11 protein-coding genes are annotated in these 15,557 nt (G+C 53.1%); 9 read left to right on the top strand and 2 right to left on the bottom strand.

Going from position 1 to position 15,557, the window contains the following annotated elements; genetic code table 11:
• Window positions 1-7 precede the first annotated feature (7 nt).
• Both PLD04_08005 and PLD04_08000 read left to right on the top strand, forming a co-directional pair.
• Entirely contained in the window at window positions 8-3,124 is a 3,117-nt protein-coding gene (locus tag PLD04_08005; protein HXK68276.1) for a CusA/CzcA family heavy metal efflux RND transporter, read from the top strand.
• Between the two features lie 65 nt (window positions 3,125-3,189).
• On the top strand, window positions 3,190-3,675 hold the full coding sequence (locus tag PLD04_08000) for a DUF3347 domain-containing protein (protein ID HXK68275.1): 486 nt from the start codon (window positions 3,190-3,192) through the stop codon (window positions 3,673-3,675).
• A 57-nt stretch (window positions 3,676-3,732) separates the two neighbouring features.
• On the opposite strand, the gene PLD04_07995 is transcribed toward PLD04_08000, so the two are convergent.
• Entirely contained in the window at window positions 3,733-4,347 is a 615-nt protein-coding gene (locus PLD04_07995; GenBank protein ID HXK68274.1) for a DUF4203 domain-containing protein, read from the bottom strand.
• A gap of 189 nt (window positions 4,348-4,536) precedes the next feature.
• Between PLD04_07995 and PLD04_07990 the strand changes: the two genes are divergently transcribed.
• The 5 genes from PLD04_07990 to PLD04_07970 all read left to right on the top strand — a co-directional run bounded on the left by PLD04_07990 (window position 4,537) and on the right by PLD04_07970 (window position 10,946).
• The gene (locus PLD04_07990; GenBank protein HXK68273.1) at window positions 4,537-4,986 is read left to right on the top strand and encodes an Hsp20/alpha crystallin family protein; all 450 of its coding nucleotides are present in this window, start codon (window positions 4,537-4,539) and stop codon (window positions 4,984-4,986) included.
• Window positions 4,987-5,219: 233 nt separating this feature from the next.
• The gene (locus PLD04_07985; GenBank protein ID HXK68272.1) at window positions 5,220-5,432 is read left to right on the top strand and encodes a hypothetical protein; all 213 of its coding nucleotides are present in this window, start codon (window positions 5,220-5,222) and stop codon (window positions 5,430-5,432) included.
• Between the two features lie 13 nt (window positions 5,433-5,445).
• Window positions 5,446-6,375 (top strand): PfkB family carbohydrate kinase, encoded by a 930-nt coding sequence (locus PLD04_07980; protein HXK68271.1) that lies wholly within the window; start codon window positions 5,446-5,448, stop codon window positions 6,373-6,375.
• Between the two features lie 16 nt (window positions 6,376-6,391).
• A complete protein-coding gene (locus PLD04_07975; protein ID HXK68270.1) occupies window positions 6,392-8,557 on the top strand; it encodes an HAD-IIB family hydrolase in 2,166 nt (721 codons plus the stop codon).
• Window positions 8,550-10,946 carry a sucrose synthase gene (locus tag PLD04_07970; protein ID HXK68269.1) on the top strand — a complete coding sequence of 799 codons (2,397 nt, stop codon included), beginning with the start codon at window positions 8,550-8,552 and terminating at the stop codon, window positions 10,944-10,946. The genes PLD04_07975 and PLD04_07970 overlap by 8 nt, the downstream gene beginning before the upstream one ends.
• 8 nt (window positions 10,947-10,954) lie before the next feature.
• Here PLD04_07970 and PLD04_07965 read toward each other — a convergent pair whose 3' ends face one another.
• Window positions 10,955-13,468, bottom strand: coding sequence for a PEP/pyruvate-binding domain-containing protein (locus tag PLD04_07965; GenBank protein HXK68268.1), 2,514 nt, complete (start codon window positions 13,466-13,468; stop codon window positions 10,955-10,957).
• 50 nt (window positions 13,469-13,518) lie between these two features.
• Here PLD04_07965 and PLD04_07960 point away from each other — a divergent pair, with 50 nt between their 5' ends.
• Both PLD04_07960 and PLD04_07955 read left to right on the top strand, forming a co-directional pair.
• Complete coding sequence (locus PLD04_07960) at window positions 13,519-14,127, top strand: hypothetical protein (protein ID HXK68267.1); 609 nt, start codon at window positions 13,519-13,521, stop codon at window positions 14,125-14,127.
• 85 nt (window positions 14,128-14,212) lie between these two features.
• Entirely contained in the window at window positions 14,213-15,550 is a 1,338-nt protein-coding gene (locus tag PLD04_07955; protein ID HXK68266.1) for an MATE family efflux transporter, read from the top strand.
• Window positions 15,551-15,557: the final 7 nt, after the last annotated feature.

Here is a 15,557-nt window from a genome sequence, read left to right as displayed (position 1 = left end):
GGCGGCCATGCTTCGTCGAATTATAGAATGGTCCCTTCGAAATCAGACAATGATGGTGATTGCCGTCCTCCTTGCTGTTCTGGGCGGAATCTGGGCTGTCCGGACCACCCGTCTCGACGCCATACCCGACCTTTCCGATGTCCAGGTCATTATCTATACCGATTATCCGGGGCAGGGTCCCCAGGTCGTACAGGATCAGGTCACCTATCCCATCACGACAACCATGCTTTCCGTACCCCACGCCAGGGTGGTTCGCGGTTATTCCTACTTTGGTTTTTCCTTTGTCTATGTGATCTTTGAAGACGGTACCGACCTGTACTGGGCCCGTTCCCGTGTTCTTGAGTATCTTTCCGGACTGACATCCCGTCTTCCTTCCGGTGTTTCTCCCCAGCTGGGTCCCGACGCCACAGGTGTGGGATGGGCCTTTATGTATGTATTAAACTCTCCAGTCCGGGATCTTTCCGAACTCCGCTCGATTCAGGATTACTACCTCAAATACGGTCTTATCTCTCTGGAAGGCGTATCGGAAGTCGCCTCGATGGGAGGGTTTATCCGACAGTATCAGGTGGAAGTCGATCCGGTCAAACTGCGGGCCTTTGCCGTTTCTCTTCGAACCGTCAAGCAGGCCATTCAACGATCCAACCGGGATGTCGGGGGGAGGCTTGTCGAAATGAGCGAAAAGGAGTTCATGGTGCGGGGCCTGGGCTACATCAAGGAGATCTCCGATCTGGAATCGATCTCCCTGGGCACGGGACCCGGAGGTACTCCTCTGACCCTCAAGGATGTCGCCCACATCACGATCGGGCCGGAAATTCGACGGGGCCTCGCCGAATGGAACGGAGAGGGAGAAACGGTCGGCGGGATCATCGTGGTCCGTTCCGGGGCAGACACGATGGAAACCATACAGCGTGTCAAGAAGCGCCTCGAGGAACTCAAGCAGGGATTGCCCGATGACGTTACGGTTTCCGTAGGGTACGACCGGACCGCATTGATTCAGCGATCGATTCGAACCCTCACCCGCACCCTGATCGAAGAATCGATCATTGTCGCACTGATCTGTATTCTCTTTCTCTTTCACGTCCGATCCTCTCTTGTTGCGATCTTCTCAATCCCGGTCTCCATTTTGATTGCCTTCATCGTCATGCGTATCCAGGGCCTGGGTGCCAACATCATGTCCCTGGGAGGCATCGCAATTTCCATTGGTGTTCTGGTGGACGCCTCCATTGTCATGGTAGAAAATGCACATAAACATTACGAGGAGTGGCGCGGAAAGAAGAGTCACTTTGAAATCATCCTGGACTCCTCCCGTGAGGTAGGTCCGACCCTCTTCTTTACGCTCCTCGTCATCACCATCTCGTTTCTGCCGGTCTTTACGCTTCAGGCCCAGGAGGGGAGACTCTTTCGTCCCCTTGCTTTTACGAAAACCTATGCCATGGCGGCCTCTTCGATTCTGGCCGTTACCATCATTCCCATCCTCATGTTCTGGTTTGTTCGAGGCAAAATTCACAGCGAAGCCACGCACCCCGTTTCAAAGCTTCTTCACAGGCTCTATACTCCCGTCCTTCAAACCGTCCTCCACCGTCGATGGCTGATTCTCCTTGGAGCTCTCCTTCTTATGGCCATCACCTGGATTCCCTTCCAGCATATCGGATCGGAATTCATGCCCCCCCTCTGGGAAGGGGATCTTCTCTATATGCCCACGACCTTTCCCGGGATCTCCATTACCAAGGCAAAGGAACTTCTTCAGCAAACGGACAAGATCATTCGATCGTTCCCGGAGGTAGATTCCGTTTTGGGAAAGGTCGGCCGGGCCGACACCGCAACAGACCCGGCACCTCTTTCCATGATTGAAACGACGATCCGCCTCAAGGATCCCTCTGCTTGGCGTCCGGGAATGACCAGAGAAAGGCTGATTGAGGAACTCAACCGGGCCATCCAGATTCCCGGTCTCACCAACGCCTGGACCATGCCCATCAAGACCCGGATCGATATGCTCTCCACGGGAATTAAAACACCGGTCGGAATCAAAGTCGCAGGCCCAGACCTCCGGGAACTGGAACGCATTGCCAGGGAAATCGAAGCTGTCGTAAGGCCCCTGAAGGGAACCCTCTCCGCTTACGCAGAACGTGTCATGGGTGGGAACTATATCGATATTCAGATTGATCGAGAAGCGGCCGCTCGATACGGTGTAGTGGTGGAGGACATCCAGGATGTCGTTTCATCCGCCATTGGGGGCATGAATGTTTCCTGGACGGTGGAGGGGCTGGAAAGGTACCCCATCAATGTCCGTTACCCCAGGGATTTTCGAGACAATCTGGAGGCTCTGGGTCAAACTCTCGTTTCTGCACCATCCGGAGCCCAGGTCCCCCTGAGCTACCTGGCCGACATTCGGATCCACCAGGGTCCCCCGATGATTAAATCGGAGAACGCAAGACCCAATGCATGGATCTATGTGGATCTCAGGGGAATCGACGTGGGCAGCTGGATTCGGTCCGCCAGAGAAACTCTTTCGAAAAGCGTCATCCTTCCGGATGGATACTCTCTGGAATGGTCAGGCCAGTATGAATATATGGAGCGGGCCAAAAATCGGCTTCTGGTAATTGTCCCCATTACTCTCTTTCTCATTATCCTCATTCTCTACCTTTCCACGAAATCCTGGATCAAGACCCTGATTGTTCTTCTGGCTGTGCCCTTCTCGCTCGTGGGTGCCGTGTGGCTGATGTACCTGCTCGGATATAACTGGTCCATTGCAGTTTGGGTCGGACTGATCGCCCTCGCGGGATTGGATGCGGAAACCGGTGTCGTCATGCTGCTCTATCTCGACATCGCCTACGACCGCTGGAAGAGAGACGGGCGGATGGCTACCTACCGGGACTTGACGGAGGCCGTCCACCACGGTGCCGTCCAGAGAATCCGCCCCAAGATGATGACGGTGGTGACCACGTTTATCGCCCTTGTACCGATCCTCTGGGCAACGGGAACCGGAGCAGACGTCATGAAACGGATTGCGGCGCCGATGGTGGGAGGCATTCTGACCTCCTTTATCGGTGAACTCATCGTCTATCCCGCCATCTATTTCATCTGGAGATCCATTCCCCTGAAACGGGAGAATCCCATGACGTGAACCGCTTCCTTCTATGAAACTGAACCTTACGTTCAAAATCTAACAATTACACAAAGGAGAAATTCATGAAGTTCATCACTTTTTCGCTCATTCTTTTATGTTTCAGCCTGTCCGCTGCAGCGGCTTCAACCATCACCGACGAGCTTCTTCCATCCTATTTCAAAATCCGCGAAAGCCTCGCAGGAGATTCCATCAAAGGCGTCACCGATGCGGCGAAGGAGCTGTCTCAACTATCCCAAAGCTACCTGAAGGAGAAGGCCCGGGATGAATCGGTTGTCAAGGACGCGGAATCGATTCGGACGTGTTCGGAAAAGATCGCCAGGGCAGGACTGGAAGATGCCAGAGTCCTCTTTAAAGACCTCTCCAAAGCCCTGATCCGCCTCCATGGCCAACTTCCTGGAAATACCGCCGTGGTGACCTATTACTGTTCCATGGCCCCGGGGTCCTGGATGCAGGCCACGGACGATATCGGCAACCCATACTATGGAAGCAAGATGCTCCGATGCGGAAAAAAAATCGAATCCCGCCCGATCAACAATGATGGAAAATGACATTTTGTCAGACAGGCCTTCTAACCTATAGAAAGGAATGGAGAGACCGGGTCTCGGTCAGTTTGGTTCAGCAGGTCTTCGACGATGAAACTGAAAGACGGCACAGGCCCCCATCAGGGTCAGCCAAGCAAGAACCGTCAGGAATGAAAGGGTGTTCCGCACATTAAGCAGATCGGATCGGGTAAACCATCCCAGGGGATCGGTCGTGAGTCCAAGCCATTGAATAATGCATGTCATGACGAGCCACGAGCCGACAACGGAGGTAGCCACAATCAGGACAACCTTCTGGACAAGAATCGCGGTGACAGCACCACCGACGGCAAAAACCGCCACGATCAGCAGGGCCTGCGAATCCTGGAATGGTGCGGCCACGACGGCTCCAATGGCACCTCCGGCCAGGAGACCCAGGATAAAGAGGCCGACTTTGTAAACAAAAACCAGAAAAAGCGCACCGAACAGCCCGCCTACAAAGGCTGCAACAATGACAAAGGCCTGCCGGCCCGGAAGCATGGCTGAAGCCAGGTATCCCAGCAGGTAGGCTCCAACGATGAAACCAAGAAGCCCTAGTGTCAGTTTTAGTAATCGATACCCGAATAGCCCGATTATCAGACCAACCAGCAGGGTCATGAGCGTGAAGCCCGAGATAAGAGCCTGCAGTGAGGGGAACGCCATGCAGAACAAGTGTACCAGAAAGTCAAACTCCTTGTCACGGAAATCTTCCACCTCCCTTCGACATTATCCTGACCCTAATATTTGATATGATATATATCATATTTATTATCGTTTACGTATCACATACTTGACATTTTGTACAACAGATATTATCGTAAGGGTGAAAATACACGAAAGGAGGTCATAGCCATGACCATCAGACGTTGGATGCCGTACAATGAAGTGGGAACCCTTCGAGGCAGAATGGATCGCCTCTTTGATGACTTCCTCTCCGACTGGTTTACCTCGGGACGCGAAGGATCCAGGGAACTGTCGTTCTACCCGCCCGTTGACATCAAGGAATCCAAGGATGCGATCCATGTCTCCATGGAAGTTCCAGGAGTCAAGAAGGAAGATATCGCCGTAGAGCTGAATGACAACACCCTCACCATCAAGGGCGAACGTAACTTTCAGAAAGAAGAGGAAGGCGAAACCTTTCATCGCGTGGAGCGCTCTTACGGATCCTTCACCCGCGCCTTTACCCTCTCCTGCCCGGTGGAACGGGAAAAAATCGAAGCCAACTACAAGGACGGCGTTCTCTCCCTCCGCCTTCCCAAATGCGAAGAGGCAAAGCCAAAGAAGATTTCCATCAAGGGCTAACACTCCCCTTCACCTGAACCAAAGGGAGACCTCCGGTCTCCCTTTTTTGTTATTAACATAAATATCCATAAGTAATAATACACCTTATTATATCGCGTATATATTTCATATAGATAATAACCTTTATCAATACTTCAATGTATCGTAAATCCACATTCCAGGGTAATTTGAAATCCATTCTTTTTCAGAGTATAATAGTAATAATGTCTTACTATTAAGATGAGGAGGAAACCATGTGGGTCAAGGTAAAAAATCAGGTTATTCATCTTGATCGTGTCGAATCGATCTTGCTCGCGGATGACCAGATCACCTTTCAATTTTCAGCAGGGGGCGATCTGGAACAGTCCTCGATTACCTTCCAGCGGGGCACGATTCTTACTGACCAGGAATTTGTACATCTGAGCCAGCAACTTCAGAAGGTTCTACAGTACACGGTCATACTTTAATTTGATTTACCCGGTGGAGCCCGAAATCCAGACAACACCTTCAGCGCTTACCTTCGGGGAAGTCCTCTTTGATCACTTTGGAGATGAAAAACGTCCTGGAGGTGCACCCTTTAATGTTGCCTGCCACATTCGCGCATTTGGGACTCCCTGCACCTTCTTCAGCCGAGTCGGACAGGATCCGGACGGCAAAGACATTCTCACCCTCCTCAGGGATCTCAATTTTCCCCAGGAGGGGATTCAGATCGATCCAGACTACCCGACCGGACAGGTCCTGGTCACGGTTGACCATAAAGGCATCCCCTCCTATGACATCCTCACCGATCAAGCCTATGACTATCTGGAATACACTCCAACCCTCTCCCGCCTCGTTCAAAACGGGCCGGGGCTTATCTGCTTCGGAACCCTGCTCCAGCGGACACCGCGTGGAGCCGGCCTGACCCGTCTCATCTGGGAGAACCGCCCTCCTAAAACCTTTCTTCTCTATGATGTCAACCTCCGAAAGGGACAGTGGTCCAAAGAGCATGTTCTTGCTTCCCTCCATGCATCCAATGGAGTCAAGTGGAATGACGAAGAAGAGAAGATCATTGCAGAATGTTCCGGGTACTCGGGACCCTTATCGGACTTCCCCTATTTCGCACTTTCCCGGTATGATCTGACGTGGATCGCGAGAACCCGGGGTTCGGAGGGAAGCGATCTTTTTCTTTCCGATAGAACCTTCTCCATATCCCCGGAACGGGATGTTCCCATAATGGATACGGTCGGTGCGGGAGACGCCTACACAGCAGTTCTGGCGGTTGGAATTCTGAGGCGCTGGAAGTTTCAGAACATACTGCACCGGGCGACGGAATTCGCATCCAGAATATGTGGAATTCGGGGAGCCATTCCGCACGACCCTTCCATTTATCATGAACTGATGTCCCGCTGGGAGGAATCCTGTGAGTGAACCCCTGTATATCCAGATGTTCAGCCTCCACGGACTCATCCGGGGCGAAAACCTCGAGCTCGGACGCGATGCCGACACCGGAGGCCAGATCCTCTACGTTGTCGATCTTGCCCGCCACGTCAGCCGTCTTCCAGGCGTGACCCGGGTCGATCTCTTTACCCGCCGCATCCAGGATCGAACCGTATCCGAAGACTATTCGCAACCTGTTGAAAATCTATCCGATTCCTGCAGGATTGTCCGAATCGGGTGCGGAGGCAAACGGTATCTTCGCAAGGAACATCTCTGGCCCCACCTTGAAGAATTTGTGGACGGGGTTGTCCGTTTCACTCGAAGAGAAGGCCGGAAACCCGATATTGTCCATGGACACTACGCCGACGCAGGAATTGTTGCCATGCGCCTTTCTTCCTACTTTGGCGTTCCTTTTGTCTTTACGGGTCACTCTCTGGGGCGGTCCAAGGAGATGAGGCTTGCTGCCGCAGGCATAAAAAGAGAGGAGATGATTCGTAAATTCAGAATTGACCACCGCATTGCGATGGAGGAGAAAATCCTCACCGGTGTCGATCTTGTGATTACGAGCACCAGCCAGGAATCCACACAGCAGTACGGACAGTATGAGGGAGGAACGCTTCCCCGATTTTGCGTAATTCCCCCCGGTTTCAACCTGGAAAAGTTCTTTCCCTATGTTGAAGATTCCGCGCGAACGGACCTGGATCGAGTCGCACATGCCTCGCTTATGGATGAATTGGACCGTTTCTTTCTCCACCCGGACCGACCGTTAATCCTTGCCCTATGCAGGCCGGATCGAAGGAAAAATATCGGAGGACTGATCGAGGCCTATGGAAAGGATAAAGAGCTTCAGGCCATGGCAAACATTGCCATCTTTGCCGGACTTCGAAAAGATATCTCCTCCATGGAGGATAATGAGCGGGATGTCCTGACTGAGATGCTTCTCCTGATGGACAAATATGACCTGTATGGAAAGATGGCCATCCCCAAACGTCATGACTTTGAGGTGGAGGTACCCGAGCTCTACCGAATTGCAGCGGAAAAGAAGGGAGTCTTTGTTAACCCCGCCCTGACAGAACCCTTTGGACTGACAATTATCGAAGCGGCCGCCTGCGGTCTTCCTGTTGTGGCCACCCATGACGGGGGTCCGAAGGATATTCTCTCCAACCTCAAGAACGGAATCTTGGTGGATGCAACATCAACGAAAGATATTTCCAGGGCCATTCGAACTCTGATCGTAGATGAGAAGCAGTGGCGTACCTGTTCGAAAAACGGTATCGTCAACGCCCGGAAAATCTACACATGGGATGCCCACGTCAGGCTGTACGAGAAAGAAATCAGGCTCCTTCGCAAATCAGGCCGAAAGAGAGGCGGAAAAGGGAAGAACAAGGCCCAGCCCGTTGCGGATCGCTTCAGAGATTTTTCCCACCTCCTGATCACCGATATCGACAACACACTCACAGGTGGAAAACCGTCCGATTTGAAAATTTTTCTCCGGGCTCTCCAGGATCTTCGAACCCGCATGGGGTTCGGAATCGCAACGGGGAGAACCCTTGAATCCACCATGAAACACCTTCAAGAACACCACATTCCTCAACCCGATGTCCTGATCACCTCCGTGGGAAGCGAAATCAACTATGGGAAAGATCTTGCCTGCGACTCCGGCTGGGAGGCCCACATCTCCCATCGATGGGACCGAGAGGCCGTGCTCGAAGCGCTGGAGGGGCTATCCTTTCTTGAGCTCCAGGAAAAACCGGCTCAAAGAAAACTGAAGGTCAGTTACTACATGGACTTCTCCAGGGACAATATCGCAGCCGTTCATCACGCCCTCTCCCGACGCCGCCTTCGATATACCCTGATTCATTCCCACGGCTCATTCCTGGACATCCTTCCCTACCGAGCCTCAAAAGGTAAAGCTGTCCGTTACCTTGGAAAAAAATGGGCCATCCCTCTGACCCATATGATCACCAGCGGAGATTCCGGTAACGATGAAGCCATGCTGAGGGGTGGGTTCAAGGGGATCGTTGTGGGTAACCATGCACCGGAAATGAAACGGCTTCGCGGTCTGAAAAATCTCTATTTCGCGAAAAATCCCCATACGGCAGGTATCCTTGAAGGCCTTGCGCATTATGGTCTGGTGAAAATCCCAAAGAAGGGGATTCAACATTATGAGTGATGGTATCGCGGCCTATCTAAATCCCAGGGACCTGCCCGAACTTAAATCCTTTCTGGCCCGGATGGCCACAACACCGGGTCGGATTGTCCTTCGAAATGACATCCTGCTCGGATTTCAGACGTACTGTGACGAGAAAGGAAAGAGCGCGCAATTCATGAAACGGTCTTCTGTTGCGATTTTTCTGAATCGGATTCAGGAGATCGTGACCGGAGAAGAGTACCTTGCGCTCGTATTTCGTGAAACCAGAGCGCGCAGTCGTTTTTTTCGGCTGAGCTCGGACGGTCAGTTCATGGAAGAGATTTCGGCAGGGGACTACCTGGATCTAAAGGATACCCTGACCTCGGAACGTCCGTTCGGAGGTCCTCTCCGAATCGACATGATGCCGTTTTACAGCTATGCCCCCTCCCAGAAAGATCCAAAAAATATCGGGAACGGCATTCGTTTCCTGAACCGGTATATGTCCAGCAAGTTCTTTCAGGATCCGGGGGAATGGAACGTTAACCTCTTTAAATTTCTCAAACTCCACGCGCACAGGGATCGTCAGCTTCTGATCAACGGTTCCGTGATTTCAGATTTCGATCAGCTCTATGCCACTCTCCCCCGCACAATGGACTGGTTAAAAACCATGAATCCCGATACACCCTGGAAAAATCTGTCAGACCGACTGAGGCGGCAGGGATACGAACCAGGATGGGGAAACACCGCCCGGCGGGTTCTTGAGTCCATGGAGCTTCTGCTGGATCTGATCAATGAACCGGACGACACCCTCCTGGAGGCTTTTATTTCCCGCGTTCCCGCACCGCTCATCTCCCGGATTGCCATCGTTTCCCCGCATGGATGGTTCGGCCAGGAAGATGTTCTCGGGCTTCCCGATACGGGTGGGCAGGTGATCTATATTCTGGATCAGGTGCGGGCCCTCGAACGTCACATCAAGGAGGAAACCCGACTGGCGGGATTGGAGGTAGAACCAAAAATCCTTATCCTGACCCGCCTGATTCCCGAATCGGGAGAAACTTCCTGCCATCTGCCCAGAGAGAAGGTCGCGAACACTGATCATGCCTGGATTGTACGAATTCCTTTCCGGTCGGAGGACGGCACCACTCTTCCCTCCTGGATCTCCCGGTTCAAAGTCTGGCCCTATCTTGAACGATTTGCGGAGGAAGCGGCCCCCCTTCTTCAAAGTGAGTTTCAGGGACGACCGGACCTGATCATCGGTAATTATTCCGATGGAAACCTCGTTGCCACGCTTCTTTCGGATAAATTAAACGTTATCCAGTGCACCATTGCCCACGCTCTGGAAAAGTCGAAATATCTCTTCTCGGATCTCTACTGGAAGACAATGGAGGCTGACTACCACTTTTCCCTTCAGTTCACCGCCGACATGCTTTCCATGAATAAATCGGATTTCATCATTACCTCCACCTACCAGGAGATTGCGGGAACAGAAGATGAACTCGGGCAATACGAATCCTACCAGCACTTTTCCCTTCCCGGTCTCTTTCAGGTGATCAACGGGATCAATCTCTTCGCTCCAAAGTTTAACGTCATCCCACCCGGAGTCGATGATGCGATCTATTTCCCTTTCTATGAAATGGAACGAAGAACCTCCCACGTGACAGAATCTCTTCGCCACTGGATTTTCCAATCAGAAGAAGACAGAATCCTGGGGCATCTCGAAAACCCGGAAAAACCCCCCATATTTACGCTCGCCCGGTTTGACCGTATCAAAAACATCACGGGTCTGATTGATGCCTTTGGTCAATCGAGTCTTCTCAGAGAAGAGTACAATCTCGTCTTTTCGGCAGGCAAACTTCATCCGGAAGAATCATCGGACCCTGAGGAGAAAGATCAGATCATCCGAGCCCACGATCTCATTCAGCATTACAATCTTCATGGGTCCTTTCGCTGGCTTCCCACTCTGAAAAAAGCAGAAGCTGGAGAGGCGTACCGAATCATGGCAGATTTGAGAGGCATCTTTGTTCAACCCGCTCTTTTCGAAGCCTTTGGTTTGACGGTGCTGGAGGCCATGGCATCCGGGCTCCCCACCTTTGCCACGCGGTTCGGAGGTCCCAGCGAAATTATTCAGCACGGGGAGAACGGCCATCTATTAAACACGTCAAGATCCGAGTTGATGGCCCGTTCCCTTGAAGCCTTCCATCGAAAACAGGAAAAGGATCATGAATTCTGGGATTCTCTATCGAAAAAGGGCGTTGCCAGGATACGGGACCAGTACACCTGGAATCTCTATACGGAAAAACTGGTACGTCTGGCAAAGCTTTATGGATTCTGGCGCTATTCCGTATCGGAGAAGGGGAAGATCCAGATGGATCGATACTGCGATCTCATCTATCGTTTTCTCCTGAAATCCCGGGTGAAAACCATAACGTAAGCACAGTTTCAAACCGTACCTGCCGGACCCCCGGATTCAATCTCCACCCACCCCTCGGTTCCATTCACCTGAATCACCTGACCTTCCGTAATGCGCGCAAGTGCTCCCGGTACTGAGAAAACAGCAGGTACTCCAAGCTCCCGGGCGACCACTGCGGCATGGCACATGAGGCCACCAACCTCGACCACAAGGGCCGCCGCCCTGGGAAAGAGGGGCGTCCAACCAGGGTCGGCAAAGCCCACGACCAGGATGTCTCCTTCTTTCAACTTCTCCGGATCGGGATCGGAGAGAATCCGTGCAGGTCCCGTGACCGAACCCGGAGAGACGGCAATACCGGTGAGACGTCCTTCCCTCTCTATTTTCGGTCCGGGTACGGGAACACCATCGGAACGGAGAATATCCGGTGGGTGAATCATTCTTTGCTCTGTAAAAAGATTTCTTCGCTCCAGGATTCGTTGCTGAATATCCTCCCGGGGTTTCTCTTCCCGGGCCATAATCTCCAATTCCCGGAGCGAAAGAAAAAAGACCTCGTCCGGCTTAGACATCCAGCCTCGATCCACCCCACGCTTTCCCAGCTCCAGGGCCGCCTGCCGGATTCGCTGGAAGACAACCATGCCATAGTGTTTGGGTGCCTCTCGAAGGGGCATAAATCGGTTCACAAGATCGGCAGAAATACGGAGGAGTGGTCGTTTCCAGAAAGGGGACGCCTGAATCGCTGTGTCGACTGCTTTTTTCCTCCTGATTCCAAGACGCACCATTCGGTCTCGTACTGTCTCACCGGGTTCGCAGGCAAGACCGGTGCGGATCAGGGAAAGGATCATATCGGGATCCTCGATCCATCGAGGACTGAAAAGATCAAACTCCCCGGGTCCTCGAAAACCGTTCGTTTGCAGAAAGTCATGGAAACAGGTGAGCCATCGTTTCCCATCATTCACCTGCTGAAGTGAAGACTCCAGATCCTGCCATGTGGAATGGTCCAGAAACCGGTCCTTCATGGGCCGGGCCTCATGGATAAGATCATCAATGGCCAGGGAAATCTGTGTCGTGGGGTTGGCGGTAATTCCCGTTGCCAGGAGGTGAAGCGCCTCCGGATGGTCCCGGAATAGATATCGGGCAAGCTGGAACATCCCGATGGCAAGCCCTTCCATCTGAAGTCCCAGAAGGATTCGGCGTGTGCCGGGCTTTTCCCAGAGATAAATCTCCTCCAGCAGTTCCTCGCTGGACAACCCTGAGATGGCAGGGCGGGATTGTATTGTGCGAGAGTCGGACACCAGGGAGTTCATGGCCTTACCCGGCCGAACCGCCAGAAGAAACCGTGCCGATCCCTTCAACGATGCCAGCAGGAGACCCGGTAATCTCTGAATCGAATGACCGGGCAGGTTCCTCGGTTTTAATATCCCCTTCGAAATGAGGGGTTGGATTCTCTTTCCATGTTCCGGATCCATGGTGAAAAGGATCCTCTCCATAATCCATCCGATGATCGGAGCTGCCAGAGCCGCATTCATGTTGAAGTAGATCCTTCCTTCGACACGGTCCAGTCCTGCAAGATGGGGAAAGACAGGCGATGTTTTCTGAACTCCGCTGAGATGTTCGGTCACGGTAGGCAGAATGCTCCGGCGCCAGAGGTCCCAGGTCAGGGGATGAAGGGGCTCAGGCATCGTCTCCCGGACGTTCCAGTTGGACCAGACCGTCACAGGTCCGTCTGCAGCCTCAGGGCATGAACGTTCCACTCGATACGTTTCCTGCTGTTTCATGGAAACCGTGATCGGTCGGGCCTGAAGCCACCATAAATTTCCGGAGTGATCGATGGCCCACTCCAGGTCCAGGTCGTATCCCGCATGACGGGTAAGATCCATGGCATCCTGATAGAGGGAATGGATCTGGTCGCCGGTGAGGAAATGCGCATTTTCTTCCGAAAGGATTTCCGCCTCCCCGAATCCGTTTTGATAAATTCTCCAGCGATCGGGTAAGATTTTCCCTGAAACGAGAGAATCTCCCCCACCCTGCACGGCTTCGACGACACAGGCTCTATCCGTTCCCCGTGGATCACGGGTAAAGCAGACCCCGGCAACCTCCGCTTCCACCATGCATTGAACTAGGATACCCACAGGAATGGGGTCGGATTGAGATTCATATACCTGAGCCCGTGGAGACTGCCCTGAGGCAACGCAACGGGAAGCCGCAACCAGGACTTCCTCCTCCGTAGAGCAGTTCAGTACGGTTTCGAAGATGCCTGCATAGGATCGCTCCGGTGAATCTTCGACCGGGGCGGAAGAACGCACTGCCACGGGTCCTCTTTTCAATAGGGCGCGAACCCGCTCCAGAAAAAATTCTCGAGAGATTTCTAACCATTGCTCAACGACTGCACATGTGGGCTCAACGACAAAGCCGTCCGGTACCCGTGCTCCATTTCGAATCAGAGAGGCAAGACCGGCCGCCTTTCCGCCGAAAAATCCGGGATCCCGGGTATCCCTTTTCGCCAGTTCCGAAAGATTTACGATCTCCAGTTTATCCGGGTTCATCCACACCTATTGTACGTTACAGCGTGTGATGGATGGTGTATGATGGAAAGATGAAGCAACGAATCCCGACAGGGTTGAATTATGGAATCGGTATCCTTGTGCTTCTTCTCCTTCCCATCCTTCTATTGTCTCAACCGTTTCCGGAGGACGAAGCCGGTCCCTATCTAACCGAGATCGATCTTCTGCGGCCCCTGACTCACCTCTCTCTGGAGGCCCACTCCCCCGACCCAACGGATCTGACGAAGGCCATGCAGGACACCATCAATTCTTTCTGCGGAAAGACTCTGAAGGTTCTGCATGTACCTGTCGCCGGTATCTTTCCCAACCGGACCATCGGGGAGGAAGAGGAATGGTACGTGTCGGGTGAGGATCGATGCGCCATTCAATACGGCATACCCGGTGAAGTAGTCAGCTCGGGCACAGCCCCTCTCTATCGGGGAGAACCCGCTGCTCTTCTGGTTACAATCGTGAAAAGAGGAGAGCTGACCATCGAATACCACCTGGCGATTCCCTTTAACAGGCCGATGCCCTCCGTGCTTCCTGGCGACACGGTTCATTTCCTGATGGACGTCTCCGCGATCCGGATGCTCGATCCACAAACAGGACCCCTTTTTGTCTGCGGCAAGCTTCGGAGCCTGACGATCCCTCACCCGGAATAAAACCCCTGATCGACCCCCGCAATTTGTGTCCCTGAAGAATCACTCCTTCTATATCTTCCCTTCCCTCATCGTGTACACTCTCTGAGTGGTAAATCCCGGTACGATGCCCCCCCGCCCCATTTTCAAGACGCTCCTTAACCGGAGCTGGGCCGTGGCCTGGCCGATGACGCTGATCATGGTCTTCGAATTTCTCATCACCTTCGCCGATGTATACATTGCAGGGCAAATCGGTAAGGAGGTTCAGGCGGCCTACGGGTTTGTCGTCCAGATCTATTTCATTTTTACCGTCCTGGCCAACGCCCTGACCGTCGGGACCGTGTCCGTCGTCTCCCGCCTCTGCGGAGAACGCGACAACGACACCTATGCCTCAACCCTCTTTTCCGTTGTCCTTACAACCACCGTTCTGGGAATCTTCCTGAGCCTCGGCGGTATCCTGCTTTCCCCGTGGGTCCTGGAAATCAGTAATGTTCCCGAGGTAGTAAAAACATACGGTCGTCCCCTGATCCTGATCTATGCAGGGGGCCTGCTCTTTCACTATGTCCTGATCAACACCAACGGAATCCTCCGTGCCTGCGAGGGAATTAAAAAGTCCCTGGCCACGATGGCCCTTGTCTGCGTCACCAATATTTCTCTCAATGTTTTCTTTGTCTTCTTCACACCCCTCGGGTTCCGGGGTATCGCCCTGTCCACGGCGGCATCGGTAGTTCTGGGAGCGGCCCTGAATCTTTACCACCTCAGGATGTTCCTCCGAAAGTCTCACCGCTATCTCAAAGAGTCAATCTGGAAAATTATCCGGATAGGCTGGCCAACCGGACTCCTTCAGGTCCTCTGGCAGGCGGGGGCGACGGCTCTTTACCTGATTCTGGGTGCCCTGCCCGGAGACAGCGTCGCCATCATGGCAGCCTTCACCAATGGGTACCGTGTGGAATCCCTCATCTACCTTCCCGCATTCGCCTTCAATATGGCCAACGCCGTGATTGTGGGGAACTTTCTTGGGAAAAAGGAGAGAGAGGAAGCCTACCGCGGAGGACTTACCACCGCTGCCATGGGTACAGCCATTGTCTCGATCCTCACTGTCGCCGTGATCCTGAATGCCCGATGGGTGAGTGCCCTCCTTTCAGACAATCCCACCGTCATCACAGAAGGGATCGGATATCTCACCATTGCTCTGATCTCGGAACCTTTCATGGCCTGGGGCGTCATCCTCGCGGGGGGCCTGAATGGAGCCGGGGACACCCGGACAACGATGGCTATTGTCTCTTCCGCCGTCTGGGGGGTTCGGATTCCCCTCGCGCTGGCATTGGGCGTTGGACTGAGTCTTGGGCCGGAGGGAGTATGGTGGGCCATGAATGCTTCGATTTTTTTTCAGACCTTTCTCATTACCCGGCGGTACGTACGCCGTCGATGGATGGATCTTGATTAACCTGCGT

The sequence above is a fragment of the Thermoanaerobaculia bacterium genome (assembly GCA_035593605.1).
GTDB lineage: Bacteria > Acidobacteriota > Thermoanaerobaculia > UBA2201 > DAOSWS01 > DAOSWS01.
Note: the sequence above shows the minus strand (reverse complement) of the source record. Positions and strands in the feature narration are given on the sequence as shown.

Excerpts from the sequence above, each read along its gene's own strand:
- PLD04_07965 (HXK68268.1), bottom strand. The coding sequence starts at position 13,468 with ATGAACCCGGATAAACTGGAGATCGTAAATCTTTCGGAACTGGCGAAA.
- PLD04_07995 (HXK68274.1), bottom strand. The coding sequence starts at position 4,347 with ATGGCGTTCCCCTCACTGCAGGCTCTTATCTCGGGCTTCACGCTCATG.
- PLD04_07970 (HXK68269.1), top strand. The coding sequence starts at position 8,550 with ATGAGTGATGGTATCGCGGCCTATCTAAATCCCAGGGACCTGCCCGAA.
- PLD04_08005 (HXK68276.1), top strand. The coding sequence starts at position 8 with ATGCTTCGTCGAATTATAGAATGGTCCCTTCGAAATCAGACAATGATG.
- PLD04_07990 (HXK68273.1), top strand. The coding sequence starts at position 4,537 with ATGACCATCAGACGTTGGATGCCGTACAATGAAGTGGGAACCCTTCGA.
- PLD04_07985 (HXK68272.1), top strand. The coding sequence starts at position 5,220 with ATGTGGGTCAAGGTAAAAAATCAGGTTATTCATCTTGATCGTGTCGAA.
- PLD04_07960 (HXK68267.1), top strand. The coding sequence starts at position 13,519 with ATGAAGCAACGAATCCCGACAGGGTTGAATTATGGAATCGGTATCCTT.
- PLD04_07975 (HXK68270.1), top strand. The coding sequence starts at position 6,392 with ATGTTCAGCCTCCACGGACTCATCCGGGGCGAAAACCTCGAGCTCGGA.
- PLD04_08000 (HXK68275.1), top strand. The coding sequence starts at position 3,190 with ATGAAGTTCATCACTTTTTCGCTCATTCTTTTATGTTTCAGCCTGTCC.